This window comes from Streptomyces sp. NBC_00620 (genome assembly GCF_026341825.1).
Taxonomy (GTDB): domain Bacteria; phylum Actinomycetota; class Actinomycetes; order Streptomycetales; family Streptomycetaceae; genus Streptomyces.
The window spans coordinates 2,575,364-2,593,311 of sequence record NZ_JAPENY010000003.1; the positions used below are offsets into that span (position 1 = coordinate 2,575,364).

At 71.3% G+C, this 17,948-nt stretch carries 14 protein-coding genes; 3 read left to right on the forward strand and 11 right to left on the reverse strand.

The window, feature by feature from the left end; all coding sequences use genetic code 11:
* Window positions 1-122: 122 nt before the first annotated feature.
* The 7 genes from OG246_RS42360 to OG246_RS42390 all read right to left on the reverse strand — a co-directional run bounded on the left by OG246_RS42360 (window position 123) and on the right by OG246_RS42390 (window position 13,002).
* A complete protein-coding gene (locus tag OG246_RS42360) occupies window positions 123-5,282 on the reverse strand; it encodes a trypsin-like peptidase domain-containing protein (RefSeq protein WP_266474785.1) in 5,160 nt (1,719 codons plus the stop codon).
* A 71-nt stretch (window positions 5,283-5,353) separates the two neighbouring features.
* Window positions 5,354-5,683 (reverse strand): trypco2 family protein, encoded by a 330-nt coding sequence (locus tag OG246_RS42365; RefSeq protein ID WP_266474786.1) that lies wholly within the window; start codon window positions 5,681-5,683, stop codon window positions 5,354-5,356.
* Window positions 5,684-6,013: 330 nt separating this feature from the next.
* Window positions 6,014-8,236 (reverse strand): bifunctional diguanylate cyclase/phosphodiesterase, encoded by a 2,223-nt coding sequence (locus OG246_RS42370; protein WP_266474788.1) that lies wholly within the window; start codon window positions 8,234-8,236, stop codon window positions 6,014-6,016.
* 261 nt (window positions 8,237-8,497) lie between these two features.
* Entirely contained in the window at window positions 8,498-10,702 is a 2,205-nt protein-coding gene (ligA, locus tag OG246_RS42375) for an NAD-dependent DNA ligase LigA (RefSeq protein WP_266474789.1), read from the reverse strand.
* Between the two features lie 15 nt (window positions 10,703-10,717).
* Window positions 10,718-11,725, reverse strand: coding sequence for a methionine synthase (locus OG246_RS42380; RefSeq protein ID WP_266474791.1), 1,008 nt, complete (start codon window positions 11,723-11,725; stop codon window positions 10,718-10,720).
* 31 nt (window positions 11,726-11,756) lie between these two features.
* Window positions 11,757-12,446, reverse strand: coding sequence for an SDR family oxidoreductase (locus OG246_RS42385; RefSeq protein ID WP_266474792.1), 690 nt, complete (start codon window positions 12,444-12,446; stop codon window positions 11,757-11,759).
* A 16-nt stretch (window positions 12,447-12,462) separates the two neighbouring features.
* Window positions 12,463-13,002, reverse strand: a complete 540-nt coding sequence (locus OG246_RS42390) for a TIGR00730 family Rossman fold protein (RefSeq protein WP_266474793.1) — start codon at window positions 13,000-13,002, stop codon at window positions 12,463-12,465.
* Between the two features lie 50 nt (window positions 13,003-13,052).
* On the opposite strand from OG246_RS42390, the gene OG246_RS42395 reads away from it, so the two are divergent.
* Window positions 13,053-13,376, forward strand: coding sequence for a DUF427 domain-containing protein (locus OG246_RS42395; RefSeq protein WP_266474794.1), 324 nt, complete (start codon window positions 13,053-13,055; stop codon window positions 13,374-13,376).
* A 13-nt stretch (window positions 13,377-13,389) separates the two neighbouring features.
* Here the strand turns inward: OG246_RS42395 and mnmA are convergent, their stop codons facing one another.
* A complete protein-coding gene (mnmA, locus tag OG246_RS42400) occupies window positions 13,390-14,517 on the reverse strand; it encodes a tRNA 2-thiouridine(34) synthase MnmA (protein ID WP_266474795.1) in 1,128 nt (375 codons plus the stop codon).
* A gap of 60 nt (window positions 14,518-14,577) precedes the next feature.
* Here mnmA and OG246_RS42405 point away from each other — a divergent pair, with 60 nt between their 5' ends.
* Window positions 14,578-15,303, forward strand: coding sequence for an N-acetylmuramoyl-L-alanine amidase (locus OG246_RS42405; RefSeq protein ID WP_266474797.1), 726 nt, complete (start codon window positions 14,578-14,580; stop codon window positions 15,301-15,303).
* A gap of 20 nt (window positions 15,304-15,323) precedes the next feature.
* Here OG246_RS42405 and OG246_RS42410 read toward each other — a convergent pair whose 3' ends face one another.
* From OG246_RS42410 to OG246_RS42420, 3 genes are all read right to left on the reverse strand, one after another.
* Window positions 15,324-16,493, reverse strand: coding sequence for a cysteine desulfurase family protein (locus OG246_RS42410; RefSeq protein ID WP_266474799.1), 1,170 nt, complete (start codon window positions 16,491-16,493; stop codon window positions 15,324-15,326).
* Window positions 16,494-16,587: 94 nt separating this feature from the next.
* A complete protein-coding gene (locus OG246_RS42415; RefSeq protein WP_266474801.1) occupies window positions 16,588-16,881 on the reverse strand; it encodes a DUF4190 domain-containing protein in 294 nt (97 codons plus the stop codon).
* 47 nt (window positions 16,882-16,928) lie between these two features.
* Complete coding sequence (locus OG246_RS42420) at window positions 16,929-17,096, reverse strand: hypothetical protein (protein ID WP_266474803.1); 168 nt, start codon at window positions 17,094-17,096, stop codon at window positions 16,929-16,931.
* 186 nt (window positions 17,097-17,282) lie between these two features.
* Here OG246_RS42420 and OG246_RS42425 point away from each other — a divergent pair, with 186 nt between their 5' ends.
* A complete protein-coding gene (locus OG246_RS42425) occupies window positions 17,283-17,909 on the forward strand; it encodes a TetR family transcriptional regulator (protein ID WP_266474806.1) in 627 nt (208 codons plus the stop codon).
* Window positions 17,910-17,948: the final 39 nt, after the last annotated feature.

Below are 17,948 nucleotides of genomic sequence, written 5' to 3' on the forward strand. Positions count from 1 at the left end.
GTGTGTGGTTTGGGGCCAATCCTATGGGGCGGGGACCCCTGCCCGTGAAACGGATTAGTGCGCGGGCTGCGCGAGCGGTTCCTGTGCACGCCGGGAAAGCGCTCGGCCGCTCGTGCCTACGGCTACGAGATCGCCTGCCGCCACTGTCCCAGCCGGGTCTCCACCCCCTCGGCCGGGGTGTCCCGGCCGAGCTCGCGGAGCGTGCGGGCCTGACCGTCGAGGACTTCGAGCAGCTGCGGTCCGAACACCGCCGGGTCCTGCTGGGCCAGCGGTTCGAGCAGGGCCCCGGCCTCCTCGTACAGGATCAGCGCCGCGGCGGGCTGTTCCAGCTGCAGGTGGCACAGGGCCGTCTGGCATTGCGCGGCGACGCGTTCGAGGGTGATCGAGGGGTGAACGTCGACGAATCCCCGGAAAATATCCACGGCCTCGCGCAGAGGGCCCAACGCCTCGACAGGCCGCGCGAGGGCGGTAAGGGAGCATCCGACGAGGTTCAGCACCGAGCCGAGACCGACGAGCGCCTCCGGCTCGCCCGGCCACTCGCGGTACAGCTCCGCCGCCTCCGACGCCACCGCGACCGTCCCCTCGTACGCGGCCAGAGCGGCCTCTTCCGTGGTGGCCTGGCCGGCCGTAGTGAATCGGTGGACGGCCTGCACGCCCAGGGACTTGGCAAGGGTCGGGCGTACGGAGGGATCATCGGCCGGCAGGCCGCGCAGGAGCGCGACGGCCTCGTCCGCGTGGTACCCGAAGGGCTCGCCGAGCTGGTGGCCGCTTCGGGCAAGCGCCAGGTGCGCGCTGGCCCGGAGGAAGACCTCCGCGGGAGTGTCCCTGTCACGCAGGAGCTCGACTCCCTCTTCCGCCGCGTCGATCGCGTCCGGCAGCAGCTCCCCGAGGTTCACCAGGCACTCGGCCAACGCGATGAGTGTCCTGGCCCACGACACCTGGACGACTGCCGCGACCTCGGACGGGAGGCTCTCGAACACGTCCGCAGACTCCTCGAACCGCTCGGTCGCCAGGTCGAAGCGGCCGAGCCGAACGTGGCAACTACCCTGAGCGGCAAGGGTTTCGGCCAGAAGCATGGCCTTGTTCACGTTGTCGGCATCCCCCAGCAGACGCTCCACTTCCCCCAGTTCCACCAGCGCCTCCGCGGGCTGCCCCAGTCCGGCGAGGCAGAGCCCGTGGGTGTGACGGGTCCTGGCGAGGGCAAGGAGGACGACCGGGTTGTCCGCCGTGTACGGTCGCAGGTCTTCCGAGGCCCGTGCCAGCGGGTCGAGCGCCTCTTCCGGGCGGCCGAGGGCGATCCGGCACTGCGCCAGGGTGACCAACGTCTCCGCCCGGCTCACGCCGAACACGTCGTGCGGCTCGCCACGCTCCTCGAAGTTGTCGAACACGGCGGCTGCCTCGGCCGCCCGGCCTTCCGCCTCCAGCGGGTTCCCGACGAGCACCAGTCCGGAGGCCAGCGTGCTGAGAGCCATGCCGTGCATGAACAGCAGCAACGGGCCCTCGACGGGCAACTCGGTCAGGATGTCGACCGCCTCGCGGCCCGCGGCGACGCCGTCCTCGGGGCGGCCCAGGCGCAGGGCACACACACCGGCCAAGGAAAGTCCCAGCCCGAGCAGCGCCCGGCGCTCGTCACCGCCGTCGCCCACCGCACGGCAGATCGCCACTGCCTGTTCGGCCTGGTCCGCAGCCTCGGCCGTCCGGCCCAGGGAGAAGAGCGCGGTACTCACGCACACGAGCGCCTCGACCTCGGCCAACGGGCGGTCCGGGTCAACCGGCCCGCGCCCGTCGAGTAGGCCGACCGCCCGTTCGGCGGCGGCAAGGGACCGCGCGGGTCCATCACCCCCGGCGAAGACCAGGAGCTGGCTGAGGCTTGTGAACGCCTCTGCGGCGCGGCCCGTGTACTGCTCGTCCTCCGCGGCCAGTTCACCGTAGACCTCGGCCTCGGTACGCACGGCGTCCACCGCCTCGTTGGGCCTGTCGAGCTCTAACTGCAGGTCGGCGAACTCGGCGGCGATCTCTCCGAGGTCCCGCCGGTGCTCGGGATGGTGCAGGGCTAGTTCCGCGTAGAGGGCGAACGCCTCACGGCAGGGTTCGACGGCCTCCGGCAGCCGGTCGGCCAGGCGCAGCAGGTCGGCGAGGCTGCCCAGCGCCGAGGCCAGCGCCGACCCCGGCGCTGGAGCGCCCATTGCCCGGTGCGAGGCCGTGGCCCCGGTGGGCGGGTACGCGACGAAGTCGTCGGGGAGCAGCGCGCGGCGCTCGGCGACCAGTTCCTGGGCGTGCCCGATCGCGTCGGTGATCCGGCCGGCCGCGCTGCTGTAATCGACGAGGATGCCGAGACCCCGGGCAAGCATCCAGCGCTCCGAGGGTTCCGCGGGGACGACAAGACGGCGCAGCAGCTCCACGCTCTCGACGGCCGGCACGAGGGCCGCGTCGTACCGCTTCTGGAAGGCCAGCGTCCAGGCCAGCAAGCGCAGTTGCTCGGCCTGGTTAAAGGCCTGATGGCGGGCCTGGTTGCCGGCCGCGCGCCGGGACAGCAGCGGCACTAGGGCGTTTCGGATCCGGTCCGGGGCGCGGGCGCCGAAGCCCTCGACGACTCGCGCGATCCCGCGCTCGAGTGTGCTCGTGTAGCCCTTCTCCTGCCGGGGCCAGTCGGGGTCGGAGCCGACGCACGGGCGGTAGCCGCCCGGGTCCGGTTCCAGCACGGGGGCACCTTCCGGTGCGGCGTCGAGGCTGCGGGCCAGGTCGACGAGCAGCTCGCGCATGCCACCGAAGATGGACCGCTCCGACCTGCCGTGGCTCTCGATGGCCCGCACGAGCGTCCTGGCCGCGTCTCCCTGCCGGCCCGCGTCGGCATGACAGGCGGAGAGATTGATCAACGCGTCGGCGCAGGCGGCCCGGTGGCTTGCGGCCTGGGCGGCGAGCCTAGCGTAGTCGTCGGCCGCCGCGCCCAGCAGCGTGACCGCACGCTCCAGGTCCCCGGAGCGCGCCAGACAGGTGCCCAGGTTGTACGCCGCCCGGGCCCGGGCGACCGGGGTCCCGCCCTTGTTCTCCTGGTACGCCCGTTCGGCGCCCTTGGTCGCCTGCCCGAGGTCGCCGAGGGCCTCGCGGAGGGCGACCAGGTCGGTGAGGAGGTCGGCGCGGACACGGAGTTCGGCGGGGGTCGGGCGGGGGCCGGCGTCATAACCGGCCACCGCCAGGGCGGCGACACGGCAGCGCAGGGCGGCCACCGGGCGGTCGGGGAACGGGCCCGGGTGGCGGACGGCGGCGGCCGCGGCGGCCAGCGCCCCGTCCGTGTCGAGAGCAGCGCACCACTCGACGGAGGTCTCCACAAGGGTCGGCAGCTGCGACCGCGGTTGTGCGGCGGCCTCGTCGACGAGGCCGCCGAGGCGTGCCACCAGGAGTCCGCGCAGCGCGGCACGGACGTGCCGACGGCCGTCCTGGCGGGCGGCGAGCTGGAGGGCTTCGAGCATGCGGATGGTGTGGTCGAGGGTGTGCGCGGGGTGGTCGTGCACGTCGAGAGCCAGGGTGGTTAGCTCCTCCCCGGTGTCTTCGAGGAGTTGTTCGGCGAGCAGGTCGGGGGCAAGCGGGGCCAGCCGGTCGCCCGGTCCGGGGAACAGCCCCCGGAGCCACTCCGCCGTCCGGACACGGCGGCCGGTATCACTGCGGTCGGCGAGTTCGGGCACTGTGGTGAGCAGGTCGACGGCCTCGGCACGGTTCGGAGTCGTGAGCGTGGCGAGGACAACCGCCTGGTGGGTGGTCCTCGGGTCGAGGTCGGCGATGCCGTGAGCTTCGAGGCGGCGCTCCCAGCGGGTCCGTTCGCGGCCGACGAACAGCTTCAGGGTGCCGCTCGCCGTGGGGGACGTCTGGCCACGCAGCGCCAGCAGCACGGCGAGGTGCACCTTGAGCGGATTGCTGTATCCGTCGTCGCTGAGGTCGGGCAGCACCGCGGGTACGGTGCTGCCGCCGAAGGCCCGCAGCGCCTTGCGCGCGTGCCGGACCCGGTCCGCCGGTTCCAGGCGCCCCGCCGCGAGGCGGATGAGTTCCCGGGTGCTGTGTTCGACCAGGCCGGACGTGCTGCGGCGTAGGTCGGCCCACCAGGTGACCGAGTCGGGGAGCGGGAAGCCGACGCGGGGATCTCCGCCGTCCTGCCCCGGCGTCCGGTCGAGCAGCAGCAGCCGCAGCGGCGCGCCACGTCGGCCTGGGCGGCCGAACCCGGCGAGCAGTCGGCCGACGGTGTCGGTCAGGCCGTCCGGATAGTCGATCACCAGCAGGGTGGGCCAGACGAGTTCGACGCGCGTGGCGTGCGCGAGGGTCAGCTCCCTGAGGCTCGCGAACCCAGCCGACCAGCCCTTCGCCACGGCCTCCTGGCACAGCTCTGCAGCCAGCCGGGTCTTGCCCGCGCCGCCGTCGCCGGTCACCACCGCCACGCTGAACCGGTCCGGTGCGGCCCACCAGCGGCGCAGCCGCCCGAGTTCCTCCTCCCGGCCGAGGAAGGGCACGCGATGGAACTTCGCCTGAAGCAACAGGTAGTCCGGCACTCCCACCGGGTCGAGGTCCTCGTACGCCGGGGTCATGAATCCGCTCGACCAGGCGTCTAGTTCGGAAACCAGCGGCCACGGATGCACTTCCTCCACCTGATGGGCGTACGCCCTCACCAGGCCCGCGAACCGCTGGTCCTCCAGCAGCCGCGACACGGTGACCGCCTCAAGTCTGCGCCCTCCGAACATCACCGGGTCGTCGACGACGACACCCAGCAACTCCCGTCCGGGACCGAACAGTACGGCGCCCGACATGCCCTGCCAGGCGGAGGCGCCCGCGCCGAGGGGGATGGGGGACGCGCTGGTGATGTCGACGTGGTAGCGCCCGCCCAGCGCTCCAGTAGTCCGGCTGATCGACCCCTGCAGGGTCTCCGGCTCGCGAGATCCGTCGGCCCGCTGCTGAGCCCTGGGGAATCCGTGCGCCCAGCACCGTACGCCGCTGTCCTTGACCCGGCCCCAGCGCAGCGCGCCCCGGTCCGGAGCCGTCCGCCAGGGTGCGGAGGGTACTCGCAACAGGGCGGCGTCCAGGGCACCGTCCGGTTCCCACGCGAGTTGGGCCTCGGTGTCGTCGGTCCCGCCGAACAACCGCACGCGGTACGGAGGCCCTTCGCGCAACACATGGCGTGCGGTCAGGACGAGGTCGTCACTGACCGCGTACCCGGACCCGTAACTCACCTGGTCGCGGCCACCCGCCCAGACCTCGACCACCCGGTGAGCTCCCCGCCGTCGCTGCTCACTGTCCATGGCCCGACTCCCCGTTGCCGGCCTTGCCCGTCAAAGTTCCGCTGCTGAGCAGCGCAGCGGCCCCAGGCGTCTCAGTCGGGCTGGACTACCGGCGGCCGTTTCGCCATGTCGTCCCCCACTTGGACCCGCTGCCCGTCGGGCGCACCGGCGAGACGCGGTGCCAACGTCAGCGTCAGCCGATGCGTCGATCCCCGGCTCCGCTCCATCGACGCCCCCGCCGTCACCACGCTCCACAACCCGGCCTTGGCATTGGCCTCGACCCCCGTACTGAGCGCGACCTCCAGCTCCAGCACGACCGAGTCCAGTTCGAACTTCAACGATTCGCCCTCCCCCGCAGCGATCGCCGTCTGCAGCTCCATCCGCAACTTCGCAATCGCCTCCGCCAACGGGACGTCTGCCATCCACCCACCACCAGAGCCGATTTGAACCGACTTATCGCCACGTGAGGCGGGATCGAGTGTAGGGCGCTGGGTTGGGGCGGGCCCAGGGGTCTGCACGAAGCCGAGACCGCGCATGCGCGGGTACGGGCCCTGTGGTCGCCGACGGCGGGCCGCATGTGGCTGGGCGCGCAGTTCCCCGCGCCCCTGGCGGAGTGCAGTCCCGCTCGACCACGGGCGGCGGGGCGCCGGCGGTGCTCGACCCCCACGGGAGACGAGCACCTCTTCAACTGGGCGTCACGGGCGGTGCGCGGGCGGGAGAACCAAGCGGCACCCCCACCGGCCCGCAGGGGGCTACTCCGCGGCCGGCAACGCGGCCCGCGGCCGCTGCCACCCCCGCGACCCCCGGGCCAGCAGCCACGCCGTGGTGTCCTCCGGAGGCATCGCCGCTGCGACCAGCCACCCCTGCACGGCATCGCACCCGAGGTCGCGCAACCGCTCCCACGTCTCGTCGTCCTCGACGCCCTCGGCGACGACGAGCAGCCCGAGCGAGTGCGCGAGGTCGATGGTGCAGCGCACGATCTCCGCGTCCTCGTTGTCCACGGCGAGCTTCGCGACGAAGGAACGGTCGATCTTCAGCTCGCTGACCGGCAGCCGGCGCAGATGGACGAGCGAGGAGTACCCCGTACCGAAGTCGTCGAGGGACATCTTCACGCCGTGTCCGGTCAGCCCGGCCAGGGTGTCCGCGGCCCGCTGCGGGTCCTCGAGGAGCACATGCTCCGTTATCTCCAGCTGGAGCGACCCGGCGGGAACCCCGTGCCGGGCGAGCCGCGCGGCAACCGACCCGGCGAACCCGGGGGTGTGGACGTCGCGCGGCGAGACGTTCACCGCGACCGGCACATGCAGCCCCTGTGCCCGCCACCGTGCGACCTGCGCGAGTGCCGTCTCCAGGACGTACTCGGTGAGGTGCGGCATCAGCCCGGAGGACTCGGCTATGGCGATGAACTCGTCCGGCGCCACCCTCCCCCGCTCGGGGTGCACCCACCGTACGAGCGCCTCGAGTCCGGCCACCTGCCCGTCGAACCGGACCTTGGGCTGGTAGTGCAGCTCGACGTCGCCGGCGTCCAGTGCCCTGCGCAGATCCCCGAGCAGCCCCAGCCGGTCCGGGGTGTTCGAGTCCCGCTTGGACTCGTACACCTCCACACCCGTCCGGTCCCGCTTCGCCTGGTACATCGCGACGTCCGCCCGCCGGAGCAGGCCCTCGGCGTCGAGCGCGTGGTCGGGGAAGACGGCGAGCCCGGCGCTGGCCTCCAGGACGAGCGAGAGCCCGTCGAGATCGAGCGACGAACCGAGCGCGGCGACCAGATTGCGGGCGACGCGCGTGGCCGATGTCGTGGAGTCGGCGATCGGCAGTAACACGGCGAACTCGTCGCCGCCCAGCCGCGCGGCCTCCGCCCCGCGCGGCAGGTTGAGCCGCAGCCGATCGGCTATCTGAAGGAGCAGCCGGTCCCCTGCGAGATGCCCCAACGTGTCATTCACCGAACGGAAACGGTCCAGGTCGATCAGCATCAGGGCGGAACGCGCACCGATGCGTTCGGCATCGTCCAGAGCCGTCCACGTACGTTCAAGCAGCCACTGCCGGTTGGGCAGCCCGGTCAGCGGGTCGCGCAGTTGCTCCTCGGCCCGTGCGCGGGCTATCCACAGCGTGGAGTCGAGAGCGATCAGCGGGATCGAGAAGAGCGGCAGCAGCATCGGCTGCGCGGTCGCGACCACGCAGATCAGTGGCGTGATACCGAGCAGCGCCACCGCTACGAGCCCCTGTCTGACCAGGGCCGTGCGGGCGACGGTCGGCAGACCGCCGGTGCGCGGCGCATGGACGTACCAGAGCAGAGTGCGGGTGGCGGCGAGATAGGCGGTGGCGACCAGCACCACCTCGGGTACCGCGGAGACGGTCCAGGTCTCGGGATTCCAGGGCGTCTCGACGGACGGGAACCGCCCGAACGCGGCCAGGACCAGCGCCCCGGCTCCGATGCCGAGGATGTCCACCGCGCCGTGCAGTATGCCCTGGCGCCAGCGGTTGCGGCGCGCGATACCGACCAGGACGACGACGGTCAGGCTGACCATTCCGGCGGGCACCCAGCCGTACAGCAGCAGGACCGCGAGGGTGAGCGCGGCGCCGGAGCCCGTGCCGCCCCACCAGCGGGAACGGCCGAGGGCGACCAGATGGCCGACGATGACGCCGGTCAGCAGGGCGAGCGACCAGCCGACGGCGCCGGAGGGGAAGAGTGCGTGGTCCCCGCTGAACGCCCGGTAGAAACCGGCGCCGAGGACGAACCCGGCTGTCGCGACGACCGCCGCGGGCAGCGCGGGCCAGGATATGGGCCGTTCGGGCTCGTGGCCCGCCATGCCGGGGCCGGGGCCGAGACCGCCGACACCCACACCGCCACCGACCGTGCGGGGCGCGGCGCCGGGGCGCTCCGCGGTCCGCGCCGTCCCCCGGCCTGCCCCAAGCCATGCGCCGGCCATCCGGCGCAGGCGCAGCCGTGAGTCAGGGGCGGCGCTCTCGGTCGGTTCCATTCCCGTCCCTCTCACAGCCGGCGGTGCCCACGCCACGCGACCCGAGCCCGAAGACAACTGGCCACGGACGCCGCGTCTGAAAACCATTCCCCGCACTCCCGAGGAGCAGGGGTTGCCCCAACCGCAGCTGGGCACGGCAGGCGCACACCTCAACAGTAGGCCGCAGAAGGCTTCCACGGGCAGCGGTCGTCCACGGTTGCCCGAATGCGACCCGGCCACCCGTATGCATCTGATATGCGCCGAACGGGTGGCCTTCAACCGCTAATCCTCGGTCGGAAGCTCCACCGGAAGCGCGACTTCCGCTGCCGCCTCCGGTCCCTGTTCGAGCAGGACAGCGAAGCCGTCCTCGTTCAGAACCGGAACCTTCAGCTGCATGGCCTTGTCGTACTTGGAACCGGGATTGTCTCCCACTACGACGAAAGATGTCTTCTTCGAAACAGAACCGGTCACTTTCGCTCCCCGGCTCTGCAGGGCCTCTTTCGCGCCATCCCGCGTGTGGTGTTCGAGCGTTCCGGTGACGACAACGGTGAGCCCTTCGAGCGGACGGGGCCCTTCGTCCTCTCCGGAACCCTCTTCCTCCAGGCGGACTCCAGCGGCCTTCCACTTCCGGATGATCTCGCGGTGCCAGTCCTCCGTGAACCACTGCTTGAGCGAGGCGGCGATGATGGCGCCGACGCCCTCGGTGGCGGCGAGCTCCTCCTCGGTGGCCGCCTCGATCCGGTCGATCGAGCGGAACTCGCGGGCCAGCGCCTCGGCCGCGACCGGCCCGACATGACGGATCGACAGCCCCGTCAGAATGCGGGCGAGCGGACGCTCCTTGGCCGCCGCGATGGTGTCCAGCATGGCGATCGCGTTCTTCTTCGGCTCGCCCTGCTGGTTGGCGAAGACCGTGGCGATCTTCTCCTCGCCCGTCTTCGGGTCGCGCTTGGGCAGTCCGCTGTCCTGGTCGAGGACGTACGCCTTGATGGGCAGCAGTCGCTCGATGGTGAGGTCGAAGAGGTCGCCCTCGTCCACGAGCGGTGGCTCGGCCGGCTCCAGCGGCTTGGTGAGCGCCGCGGCGGCGACGTACCCGAAGTGCTCGATGTCCAGCGCCTTGCGGCCCGCCAGGTAGAAGAGCCGCTCGCGCAACTGGGCCGGGCAGGTGCGGGCGTTCGGGCAGCGCAGGTCGATGTCGCCCTCCTTCATGGGCCGCAGCGGCGTACCGCACTCGGGGCACTCCGCGGGCATCACGAACTCCCGCTCGCTGCCGTCGCGCAGATCGGTCACCGGCCCGAGGATCTCCGGGATGACGTCACCGGCCTTGCGCAGCACGACCGTGTCCCCGATGAGGACGCCCTTGGCCTTCACCACGTCCTGGTTGTGCAGGGTCGCGAACTCGACCTCGGAGCCGGCCACCGTGACGGGTTCGACCTGCGCGTACGGCGTGACGCGGCCCGTGCGGCCCACACCCACCCGGATGTTGATCAGCTTGGTGTTGACCTCCTCGGGCGCGTACTTCCAGGCGATCGCCCAGCGCGGGGCACGGGCCGTGGAGCCCAGGCGGCCCTGGAGGCGGATTTCGTCGAGCTTGACGACCACCCCGTCGATCTCGTGCTCCACGGAGTGGCGGTTCTCCCCGTAGTACGCGATGAACTCCCGTACGCCGTCGAGGTCGTCGACCACCTTGGCGTACTGGGTGGTCGGCAGGCCCCACTCGCGCAGCAGGTCGTAGGCCTGGGAGAGGCGATCGATGTCGAAGCCCTCGCGGGCGCCGATGCCATGGACGACCATGTGCAGCGGACGGCTCGCGGTGACGCGGGGGTCCTTCTGGCGCAGGGAACCCGCCGCCGCGTTGCGGGGGTTGGCGAAGGGCTTGTCGCCGCCCTCCACCAGGCGGGCGTTGAGCTCCTCGAACTTCTCCATCGGGAAGTAGACCTCGCCGCGGATCTCCACGAGGTCCGGGACGCGGTCGCCCTTGAGACGGTCCGGGATCTCCGCGATCGTGCGGACGTTGGGCGTGATGTCCTCGCCCGTGCGGCCGTCGCCGCGGGTGGCCGCGCGCGTGAGGCGACCGTGCTCGTACGTGAGGTTGACCGCGAGGCCGTCGACCTTCAGCTCGCACAGGAGGTGGTAGTCGGTGGTCCCCACGTCTCTCGCGACACGCTCCGCCCAGGCCGCGAGCTCCAGGTCGTCGAAGGCGTTGTCGAGCGAGAGCATGCGTTCGCGGTGCTGGACGGACGTGAACTCGGTCTCGTACGCGCCCGAGACCTTCTGGGTCGGGGAGTCGGGGGTGCGCAGCTCGGGATACTCGTCCTCGATGGCCTCGAGGGAGCGCAGGAGTTTGTCGAACTCCGCGTCGCTGACGACCGGTTGGTCCTTCACGTAGTACCGGAAGCGGTGCTCCTCGATCTGCTCGGAGAGCAGCGCGTGCTTCTCCCGCGCCTCGGCGGGTACCGATGTGGGCTCTGCGTGCTTTTCGCCGGCCACCGTGTTGTCCTCCCGTTACTCAGGGTTGTCCGCGAGGGATCTCGCCGCCCGGACGCAGTGGGCGAGTGCCTTGCGCGCATGGTCGGGGGAAGCCCCCGCAAGCCCGCACGACGGAGTGATGGTGACCGCCTCCGCGAGAAGCCCCGGATGCAGCCCCAGCCTGCGCCACAGCGTCCTGACACCCATGACGCTACCGGCAGGGTCTGACAATGGACCGTCCACACCGGGGTCGACACCGGCGAAGAGCCGGGTCCCGCCTTCCACTGCTTCCCCGATCACATCGTCGTCACGCTCGGTGAGGAGCGAGAAGTCGAAGGAGACGGCCGCGACGCCCGTTCTGCGCAGGAGTGCGAACGGCACGTCGGGCGCGCACGAGTGCACCACGACCGGCCCGCCGCTGTGAACCCCGATGACGTCCCGCAGGGTGGCCTCGATCAGCTGCCGGTCGACGGCCCGGTGGGTCCGGTAGCCGCTCGCGCTCCTCACGTGCCCGCGCAGTACGGCGATGAGGGACGGCTCGTCGAGCTGGAGGACGAGCTGTGCTCCCGGAATGCGCCGCTGGACTTCTTCGAGGTGGACGCGCAGCCCCTCGGCGAGCGAACCGGCGAGATCCCGGCAGGCCCCGAGATCGGACAGCGCCACCTCGCCGTTCCTCAACTCCAGCGCGGCTGCCAGCGTCCAGGGGCCCACCGCCTGCACCTTCAGCGGCCCCTCGTACCCCTGGGTGAACTCCTCGATCGCGTCGAGGTCCTCGCCCAGCCACGACCTCGCCCTCCGGGTGTCCCGCCCCGGCCGGTCCCCGAGCCGCCATCCGCTGGGCTCCACGCGCGCGAACAGCTCGACGAGCATCCCGGCGGTCCGCCCGATCATGTCCGCGCCGGGCCCCCGCGCGGGCAGCTCGGGCAGATGGGGGAAGTCCTCGAAGGACCCGACGACCATCTTGGCCGCCTCCCGGGCATCCTCGCCCGGCATTGACCCGACCCCGGTGGCGGAACCGAACCTGAACTTGCTGTTTTCGCTCACTCCGGAAGCGTACGGAATGGTTCTCGGGAGGTCAGCGGCCCGGTCGCACCGTCAGGTCGTTGACCTCCGCGTCGCGCGGCAGGTCGAGGGCCATGAGGATCGTCGTCGCTACGGACTCGGGGTCGATCCACTTCGACGCGTCGTACTTCTTGCCCTCCTGCTGGTGGACCTTGGCCTGCATGGGGCTGGCTGTGCGGCCGGGGTACACGGAGGTGACGCGGACACCGTTGCCGTGCTCCTCGTGGCGCAGGGAGTCCGCGAGGGCCTTCAGGCCGTGCTTGGAGGCTGCGTAAGCGGACCAGTCGGCGTGGGCGTTGAGGCCGGCGCCCGAGTTGACGAACAGCACGTGGCCCTGGGCGACGCGGAGTTGGGGCAGGAAGTGGCGGGTCAGCTCGGCGGGGGCGATCAGGTTGACGTTGAGCTGGTGGCGCCAGGACTTGGGGGTCAGCTCGCCGACCGGACCGAGGTCGACCACGCCCGCGATGTGCAGGAGTGAGTCGATCCGGTCGGGCAGCGTCTGGTGCGAGAACGCCCAGGAGAGCTTGTCCGGGTCCGCGAGGTCGCCGACGAGCGTCATCGCTCCCGGGTACGCCGCGGCGAGCTCCTTCGCGCGGCCCGCGTCGCGCGCGTGCAGCACGATGTCGTCCCCGCGCGCGTGGAGGCGGCGGGCGACCGCCGCGCCGATGCCGGAGCCCGCCCCGGTGATCACATGTGTAGCCATGCGCGCCATGCTCGCATCACTGCTGGCCCCGGCTCTCCTCGAGGTAGGCCAGGGCGCCCACCGGCTCCTCCGCGAAGAACACCAGCTCAGTGAGCGGAAGCGGCAGGAAACCCTCGTCCTCCATACGCCGGAACTGCTCCTTGAGGCCGTCGTAGAAGCCCGCCGTGTTGAGCAGCACCACCGGCTTCCGCGTCTTCCCGTGCTTCTTCAGCTCCAGGATCTCGGTCGCCTCGTCGAGCGTCCCCGTTCCGCCGACCATGACCACCACCGCGTCGGCCTTCTCCAGGAGCAGCGCCTTGCGCTCGGCGAGGTCACCCGCGATGACCATCTCGTCGGCGTTCGGACGGACCTTGGCCGCCAGGAAGTCCACGGAGACGCCCAGCAGGCGCCCGCCCGCCTCCTGCACACCATCGGCGACCACCTTCATGAGACCGACGTCCGAACCGCCCCACACCAGGGTGTGACCGCCTTTGCCGAGCAGTTCCGCGAACTCCCGCGCGGGGCGCGTGTAGCGGTCGTCGAGGTCGGCGGCGGAGAGGAAGACGCAGATATTCATGCGTCCACGGTACGGGGGAAGAACTCCCGGCCCGCCGGTGCTGTCCAGGTATGGCTGAAGGACACACGATCACCATCGAGCAAGGCACGGAGCGCGTACGCGTCGTGCACGGCGACCAGGTCCTGGCGGAGAGCGACCGCCCCCTGTTGCTGCGCGAGACCGGCTGTCCCGTGCGCTACTACCTACCCCCCGAGGACGTCCGTCTCGATCTCCTGGCGGCTTCCGAGACCCACACGTACTGCCCGTTCAAGGGCACCGCGTCCTACTGGTCGCTCCCCGACACGGCGGACCTCGTCTGGGCCTACCCCGACCCCAAGGCCGAAGTCACCCAGATCAAGGACCACCTGTGCTTCTACGAAGTGGAAGTGGTGTGACCCGCAGGCGCCCCTAGACCGACGCCGTCGCGCGCGTGGTCGTCGCGATCGTCGCGGAGCCCACCACGCGCGTGCCGTCGTACAACACGACCGCCTGGCCGGGGGCGACCCCGCGGACCGGCTCGGTGAAGCTGACCTCGAGGGTGCCGTCGACGAGTTCCGCCGTGACCGTCGTCTCGCCGCCGTGGGCGCGGAGTTGGGCGGTGTAGGTGCCGGGGCCGGAGGGGGCCGTGCCGCACCAGCGGGGCTTGATCGCGGTCAGGCCGTTGACGTCAAGGGCGGCCGCCGGGCCGACCGTGACCGTGTTGTCGACCGGGGAGATGTCCAGGACGTAGCGCGGCTTGCCATCGGCGGCCGGGGTGCCGATGCGGAGCCCCTTGCGCTGGCCGATCGTGTAGCCGTACGCGCCCTCGTGGGTGCCCAGCTTGGTGCCGGACTCGTCGACGATGTCGCCCTCGGCCTTGCCGAGACGGTTCGCCAGGAAGCCCTGGGTGTCGCCGTCGGCGATGAAGCAGATGTCGTGGGAGTCCGGCTTCTTGGCGACGGCGAGGCCGCGGCGCTCGGCCTCCGCGCGGATTTCGTCCTTCGTGGTGACCGTGTCGCCGAGCGGGAACAGGGCGTGCGCGAGCTGGCGGTCGTCGAGGACACCGAGGACGTACGACTGGTCCTTGGCCATGTCGGAGGCGCGGTGCAGCTCGCGCGTGCCGTCCTCGCGGACGATCACCTGCGCATAGTGGCCCGTGCAGACCGCGTCGAAGCCGAGCGCGAGCGCCTTGTCGAGCAGCGCGGCGAACTTGATCTTCTCGTTGCAGCGCAGGCACGGGTTCGGGGTGCGCCCCGCCTCGTACTCGGCGACGAAGTCCTCGACCACGTCCTCGCGGAAGCGCTCGGCGAGGTCCCACACGTAGAAGGGGATGCCGATGACGTCGGCCGCGCGGCGGGCGTCGCGCGAGTCCTCGATGGTGCAACAGCCACGCGCGCCGGTGCGGAACGATTGCGGGTTGGCGGAGAGCGCGAGGTGCACGCCCGTCACGTCGTGGCCGGCTTCCGCCGCGCGGGCGGCGGCTACGGCGGAGTCCACTCCACCCGACATGGCGGCGAGTACGCGAAGGGTACGGGGGCGCTGCGAGGTCTCAGTCATAACCCCTCCAGGGTACGGGGCCCTGGGAACCGAAGCCCGCGAGTATCCGTTGAAGATCGCATGGGGGAGAAAAAGGCGGACGCGAAGGCCCGGACGAAGGGCCGCAGGGCCAAGGACGGCGACCGGCGGGTCGGGCGCCGGGCGCTGCTCATCGGCGGTGCGGCGGCCGCCGTGGGCAGTGTCGTGCTGGCGCGGGACGAGCTCGCGCGCCTGTGGTGGCGGCTGCCGAGCGTGGAGAAGCCGCGCAAGGAGGGCGAGGTCGACTTCACGGGCGCCCAGTGGGTGGCCGCGTCGTCGGCGAACTGGCGTCGGGCGGACCGGCCCGACGACTACGGGATAGACCGGGTGATCATCCATGTCACCCAGGGCAGCTTCGACAGCGCGGTGAAGGTCTTCCAGGACCCGGGGCACGGCGCGGCCGCGCACTACATCGTCCGCAAGGACGGTCACATCACCCAGATGATCCGCGAGCTGGACGTGGCGTACCACGCGGGGAACCGGCAGTTCAACGAACGGAGCGTCGGCATCGAGCACGAGGGCTTCGTGGACCGTCCGCAGGATTTCACGGACGCGATGTACGCGGCCTCGGCACGGCTGACGGCCCGGATATGCGCGCGGTACGACATCCCCGTCGACCGGGAGCACATCATCGGGCACGTGGAGGTGCCGGGAACCGATCACACGGACCCGGGGCCGCACTGGGACTGGGACCGGTACATACCGCTCGTACGGCAGGCGCTGTCCGCCCAGAAACAGACTCAGGCGGCCGGGACCCCCGCCGCCTGAGTCCCGTCGGCCGGGTCCCGCTAGCTGAGTCCCGCCGTACGCGCCCGTTCCACCGCCGGTCCGATCGCGCGGGCCACCGCCTCGACGTCCGCCTCCGTGGAGGTGTGGCCGAGGGAGAAGCGGAGGGTGCCGCGGGCCAGGTCGGGGTCGGTGCCGGTGGCGAGGAGGACATGGCTGGGCTGGGCCACTCCGGCAGTGCACGCGGAGCCGGTGGAGCACTCGATGCCCTGCGCGTCCAGGAGGAGGAGCAGGGAGTCGCCCTCGCAGCCGGGGAACGTGAAGTGCGCGTTGGCCGGCAGCCGCCCCCCGTCGGCCGGGTCGCCGCCGAGGATCGCGTCGGGCACGGCCTTGCGCACGGCCTCGACCAGTTCGTCGCGCAGGCCGCCGATCTCCCGGGCGAACCACTCGCGCTGCTCGGCGGCGAGCCGCCCGGCGACGGCGAACGACGCGATCGCGGGCACGTCGAGCGTGCCGGAGCGGACATGGCGTTCCTGGCCACCGCCGTGCAGGACGGGTACGGGGCTGTACTCGCGGCCCAGGAGCAGCGCGCCGATGCCGTACGGGCCGCCGATCTTGTGGCCCGAGACGGTCATGGCGGCGAGGCCCGAGGCGCCGAAGTCGACGGGGACCTGGCCGAAGGCCTGGACGGCGTCGGCGTGCAGCGGGATGCCGAACTCGGCGGCGGCGGCGGCCAGTTCGCGGACCGGCATCACGGTGCCGATCTCGTTGTTGGCCCACATCACTGTGGCGAGGGCGACGTCGTCGGGGTTGCGGGCGATGGCCTCGCGCAGGGCGTCCGGGTGGACACGGCCGTAGGGGTCCACCGGGAGGTACTCGACGGTGGCGCCCTCGTGTTCGCCGAGCCAGTGGACGGCGTCGAGGACGGCGTGGTGTTCGACGGGGCTCGCGAGGATGCGGGTGCGGGCGGGGTCGGCGTCGCGGCGGGCCCAGTACAGGCCCTTCACCGCGAGGTTGTCGGCCTCGGTGCCGCCGGAGGTGAAGACCACCTCACTGGGGCGTGCGGCGAGGGCGTCCGCCAGGGTTTCGCGGGCTTCCTCGACGGTACGCCTGGCTCGGCGGCCGGCGGCGTGGAGGGAGGAGGCGTTGCCCGTGACGCTGAGCTGGGCGGTCAGTGCCTCTACCGCCTCAGGGAGCATCGGGGTGGTCGCGGCGTGGTCGAGGTAAGCCATGGTGGGCCCGATTCTACGGGCCCTTCCTCCACTGCCTCGGCCCCCACCCGGGGGTGGGCCTCGTCCTGGCCGTCACCCGGGGGCATGTCGCGCCCTAGAAGCTCCAGGACACCGTGCTGTCGAACTGCATGAGTGTCACGAGCACGACCAGGTCCGCGATGCCCAGGCCGAGGCCCAGGAACGCGCGACCCTTGCGGGCCGTGCCGCGGTAGAGGGCGGCACAGGCGAGGACGATGGCCGTGGGGCCCAGGAGGATGTTGAGGACCAGGAGGCCGAGGAGGCCGAGGATGAAGGAGGCGACGGCCATGCCGTCGGCGTCCCGCCCGGCGGTCCTGCGGGTCGGCGCGGGCGTACGGGAATCGGCGGGCGTGAGTTCGGTGAGTTCCATGGTGTGAGTCCGCTCCCAACAGTTGAGTTGGTGGAGGTGTGGCGCGGTCAGTTGGTGGAGGTCGGGCGTCGGCGGGCGTGCCGCTCGCGTACCGCGAAGACGGCCAGCCAGATGCCGATGACGACGGCGGCGACGAGGCTGACGGGCAGCGGCGCGTGGGCCACGGAGCCCATCACGACACCCATCAGCAGGAGGGCGGCGACGAGGAAGAGCATGGGATGCCTCTCGTGAAGTCTCGAAGTCCGGTCCAGGAACCTGTCCGGGTCTCGACGGTGAGACCCGTTGCGTTTCCGGGACTTGACGACTCAGTGAACGGTTGTAGTAACACTTGTTCACTGACTCCAGAGTCTAGCGCGTCTCCCGGCTTTCCAATTACAGAGAACAGTTGTTAACTGCATGGCATGAGTCACACCCTCGGCATCCGACAGGCCCAGAAGCAGAAGACCCGACAGGCCCTCCTGGACGCGGCGTTGGGGCTGCTGGAGGAGCAGAGCCTGAGCAGTCTGGGTCTGCGTGAGGTCACCCGTGCCGTCGGTGTCGCTCCGACCGCCTTCTACCGGCACTTCCGCTCGACGGCGGATCTCGGTGTGGCGCTCGTCGAGGAGGCGCTGGGCAGTCTGCACCCGATGATCGGGGACACCGTGTCCGCGGCCGGTGACAGCGACGAACGCATCACACGCGCCGTCGATCTGATCGCCCATCATGTGGCGACCCACCCCGCGCACGTCCGCTTCATCGCGCGCGAGCGGCACAGCGGAGTCCAGCCGGTGCGGGAGGAGATCCGCGAGCAACTGGCCCGGTTCGCCGTGGAAGTGAAGGACGAGCTGGCCAAACAGCCCGAGTCGCAAGGGTGGAGCGACGACGACCTGCTGATGCTCGCGGGCCTGTACGTCGACCAGATGCTGATGACGGCCTCGCTCTTCCTGGAGGCGCTGGAGGCCTCCGAGGAGGAGCAGGACCGGGTGGCCCGCGTGGCGAGCCGCCAGATGCGGCTGATCAGCATCGGCCGCCGCAACTGGCTGGGGTGACGCCCTCGTTCACCGAGCACGTCACCCCACAAAGCCGTC

Bases quoted from the DNA above. Each gene is read 5' to 3' on its own strand.
- OG246_RS42420 (WP_266474803.1), bottom strand. From the start codon at position 17,096: ATGCTCTTCCTCGTCGCCGCCCTCCTGCTGATGGGTGTCGTGATGGGC.
- OG246_RS42395 (WP_266474794.1), top strand. From the start codon at position 13,053: ATGGCTGAAGGACACACGATCACCATCGAGCAAGGCACGGAGCGCGTA.
- OG246_RS42360 (WP_266474785.1), bottom strand. From the start codon at position 5,282: ATGGACAGTGAGCAGCGACGGCGGGGAGCTCACCGGGTGGTCGAGGTC.
- OG246_RS42405 (WP_266474797.1), top strand. From the start codon at position 14,578: ATGGGGGAGAAAAAGGCGGACGCGAAGGCCCGGACGAAGGGCCGCAGG.
- OG246_RS42415 (WP_266474801.1), bottom strand. From the start codon at position 16,881: ATGGAACTCACCGAACTCACGCCCGCCGATTCCCGTACGCCCGCGCCG.
- OG246_RS42425 (WP_266474806.1), top strand. From the start codon at position 17,283: ATGAGTCACACCCTCGGCATCCGACAGGCCCAGAAGCAGAAGACCCGA.
- OG246_RS42410 (WP_266474799.1), bottom strand. From the start codon at position 16,493: ATGGCTTACCTCGACCACGCCGCGACCACCCCGATGCTCCCTGAGGCG.
- OG246_RS42365 (WP_266474786.1), bottom strand. From the start codon at position 5,683: ATGGCAGACGTCCCGTTGGCGGAGGCGATTGCGAAGTTGCGGATGGAG.
- OG246_RS42390 (WP_266474793.1), bottom strand. From the start codon at position 13,002: ATGAATATCTGCGTCTTCCTCTCCGCCGCCGACCTCGACGACCGCTAC.
- OG246_RS42385 (WP_266474792.1), bottom strand. From the start codon at position 12,446: ATGGCTACACATGTGATCACCGGGGCGGGCTCCGGCATCGGCGCGGCG.
- OG246_RS42370 (WP_266474788.1), bottom strand. From the start codon at position 8,236: ATGGAACCGACCGAGAGCGCCGCCCCTGACTCACGGCTGCGCCTGCGC.
- mnmA (WP_266474795.1), bottom strand. From the start codon at position 14,517: ATGACTGAGACCTCGCAGCGCCCCCGTACCCTTCGCGTACTCGCCGCC.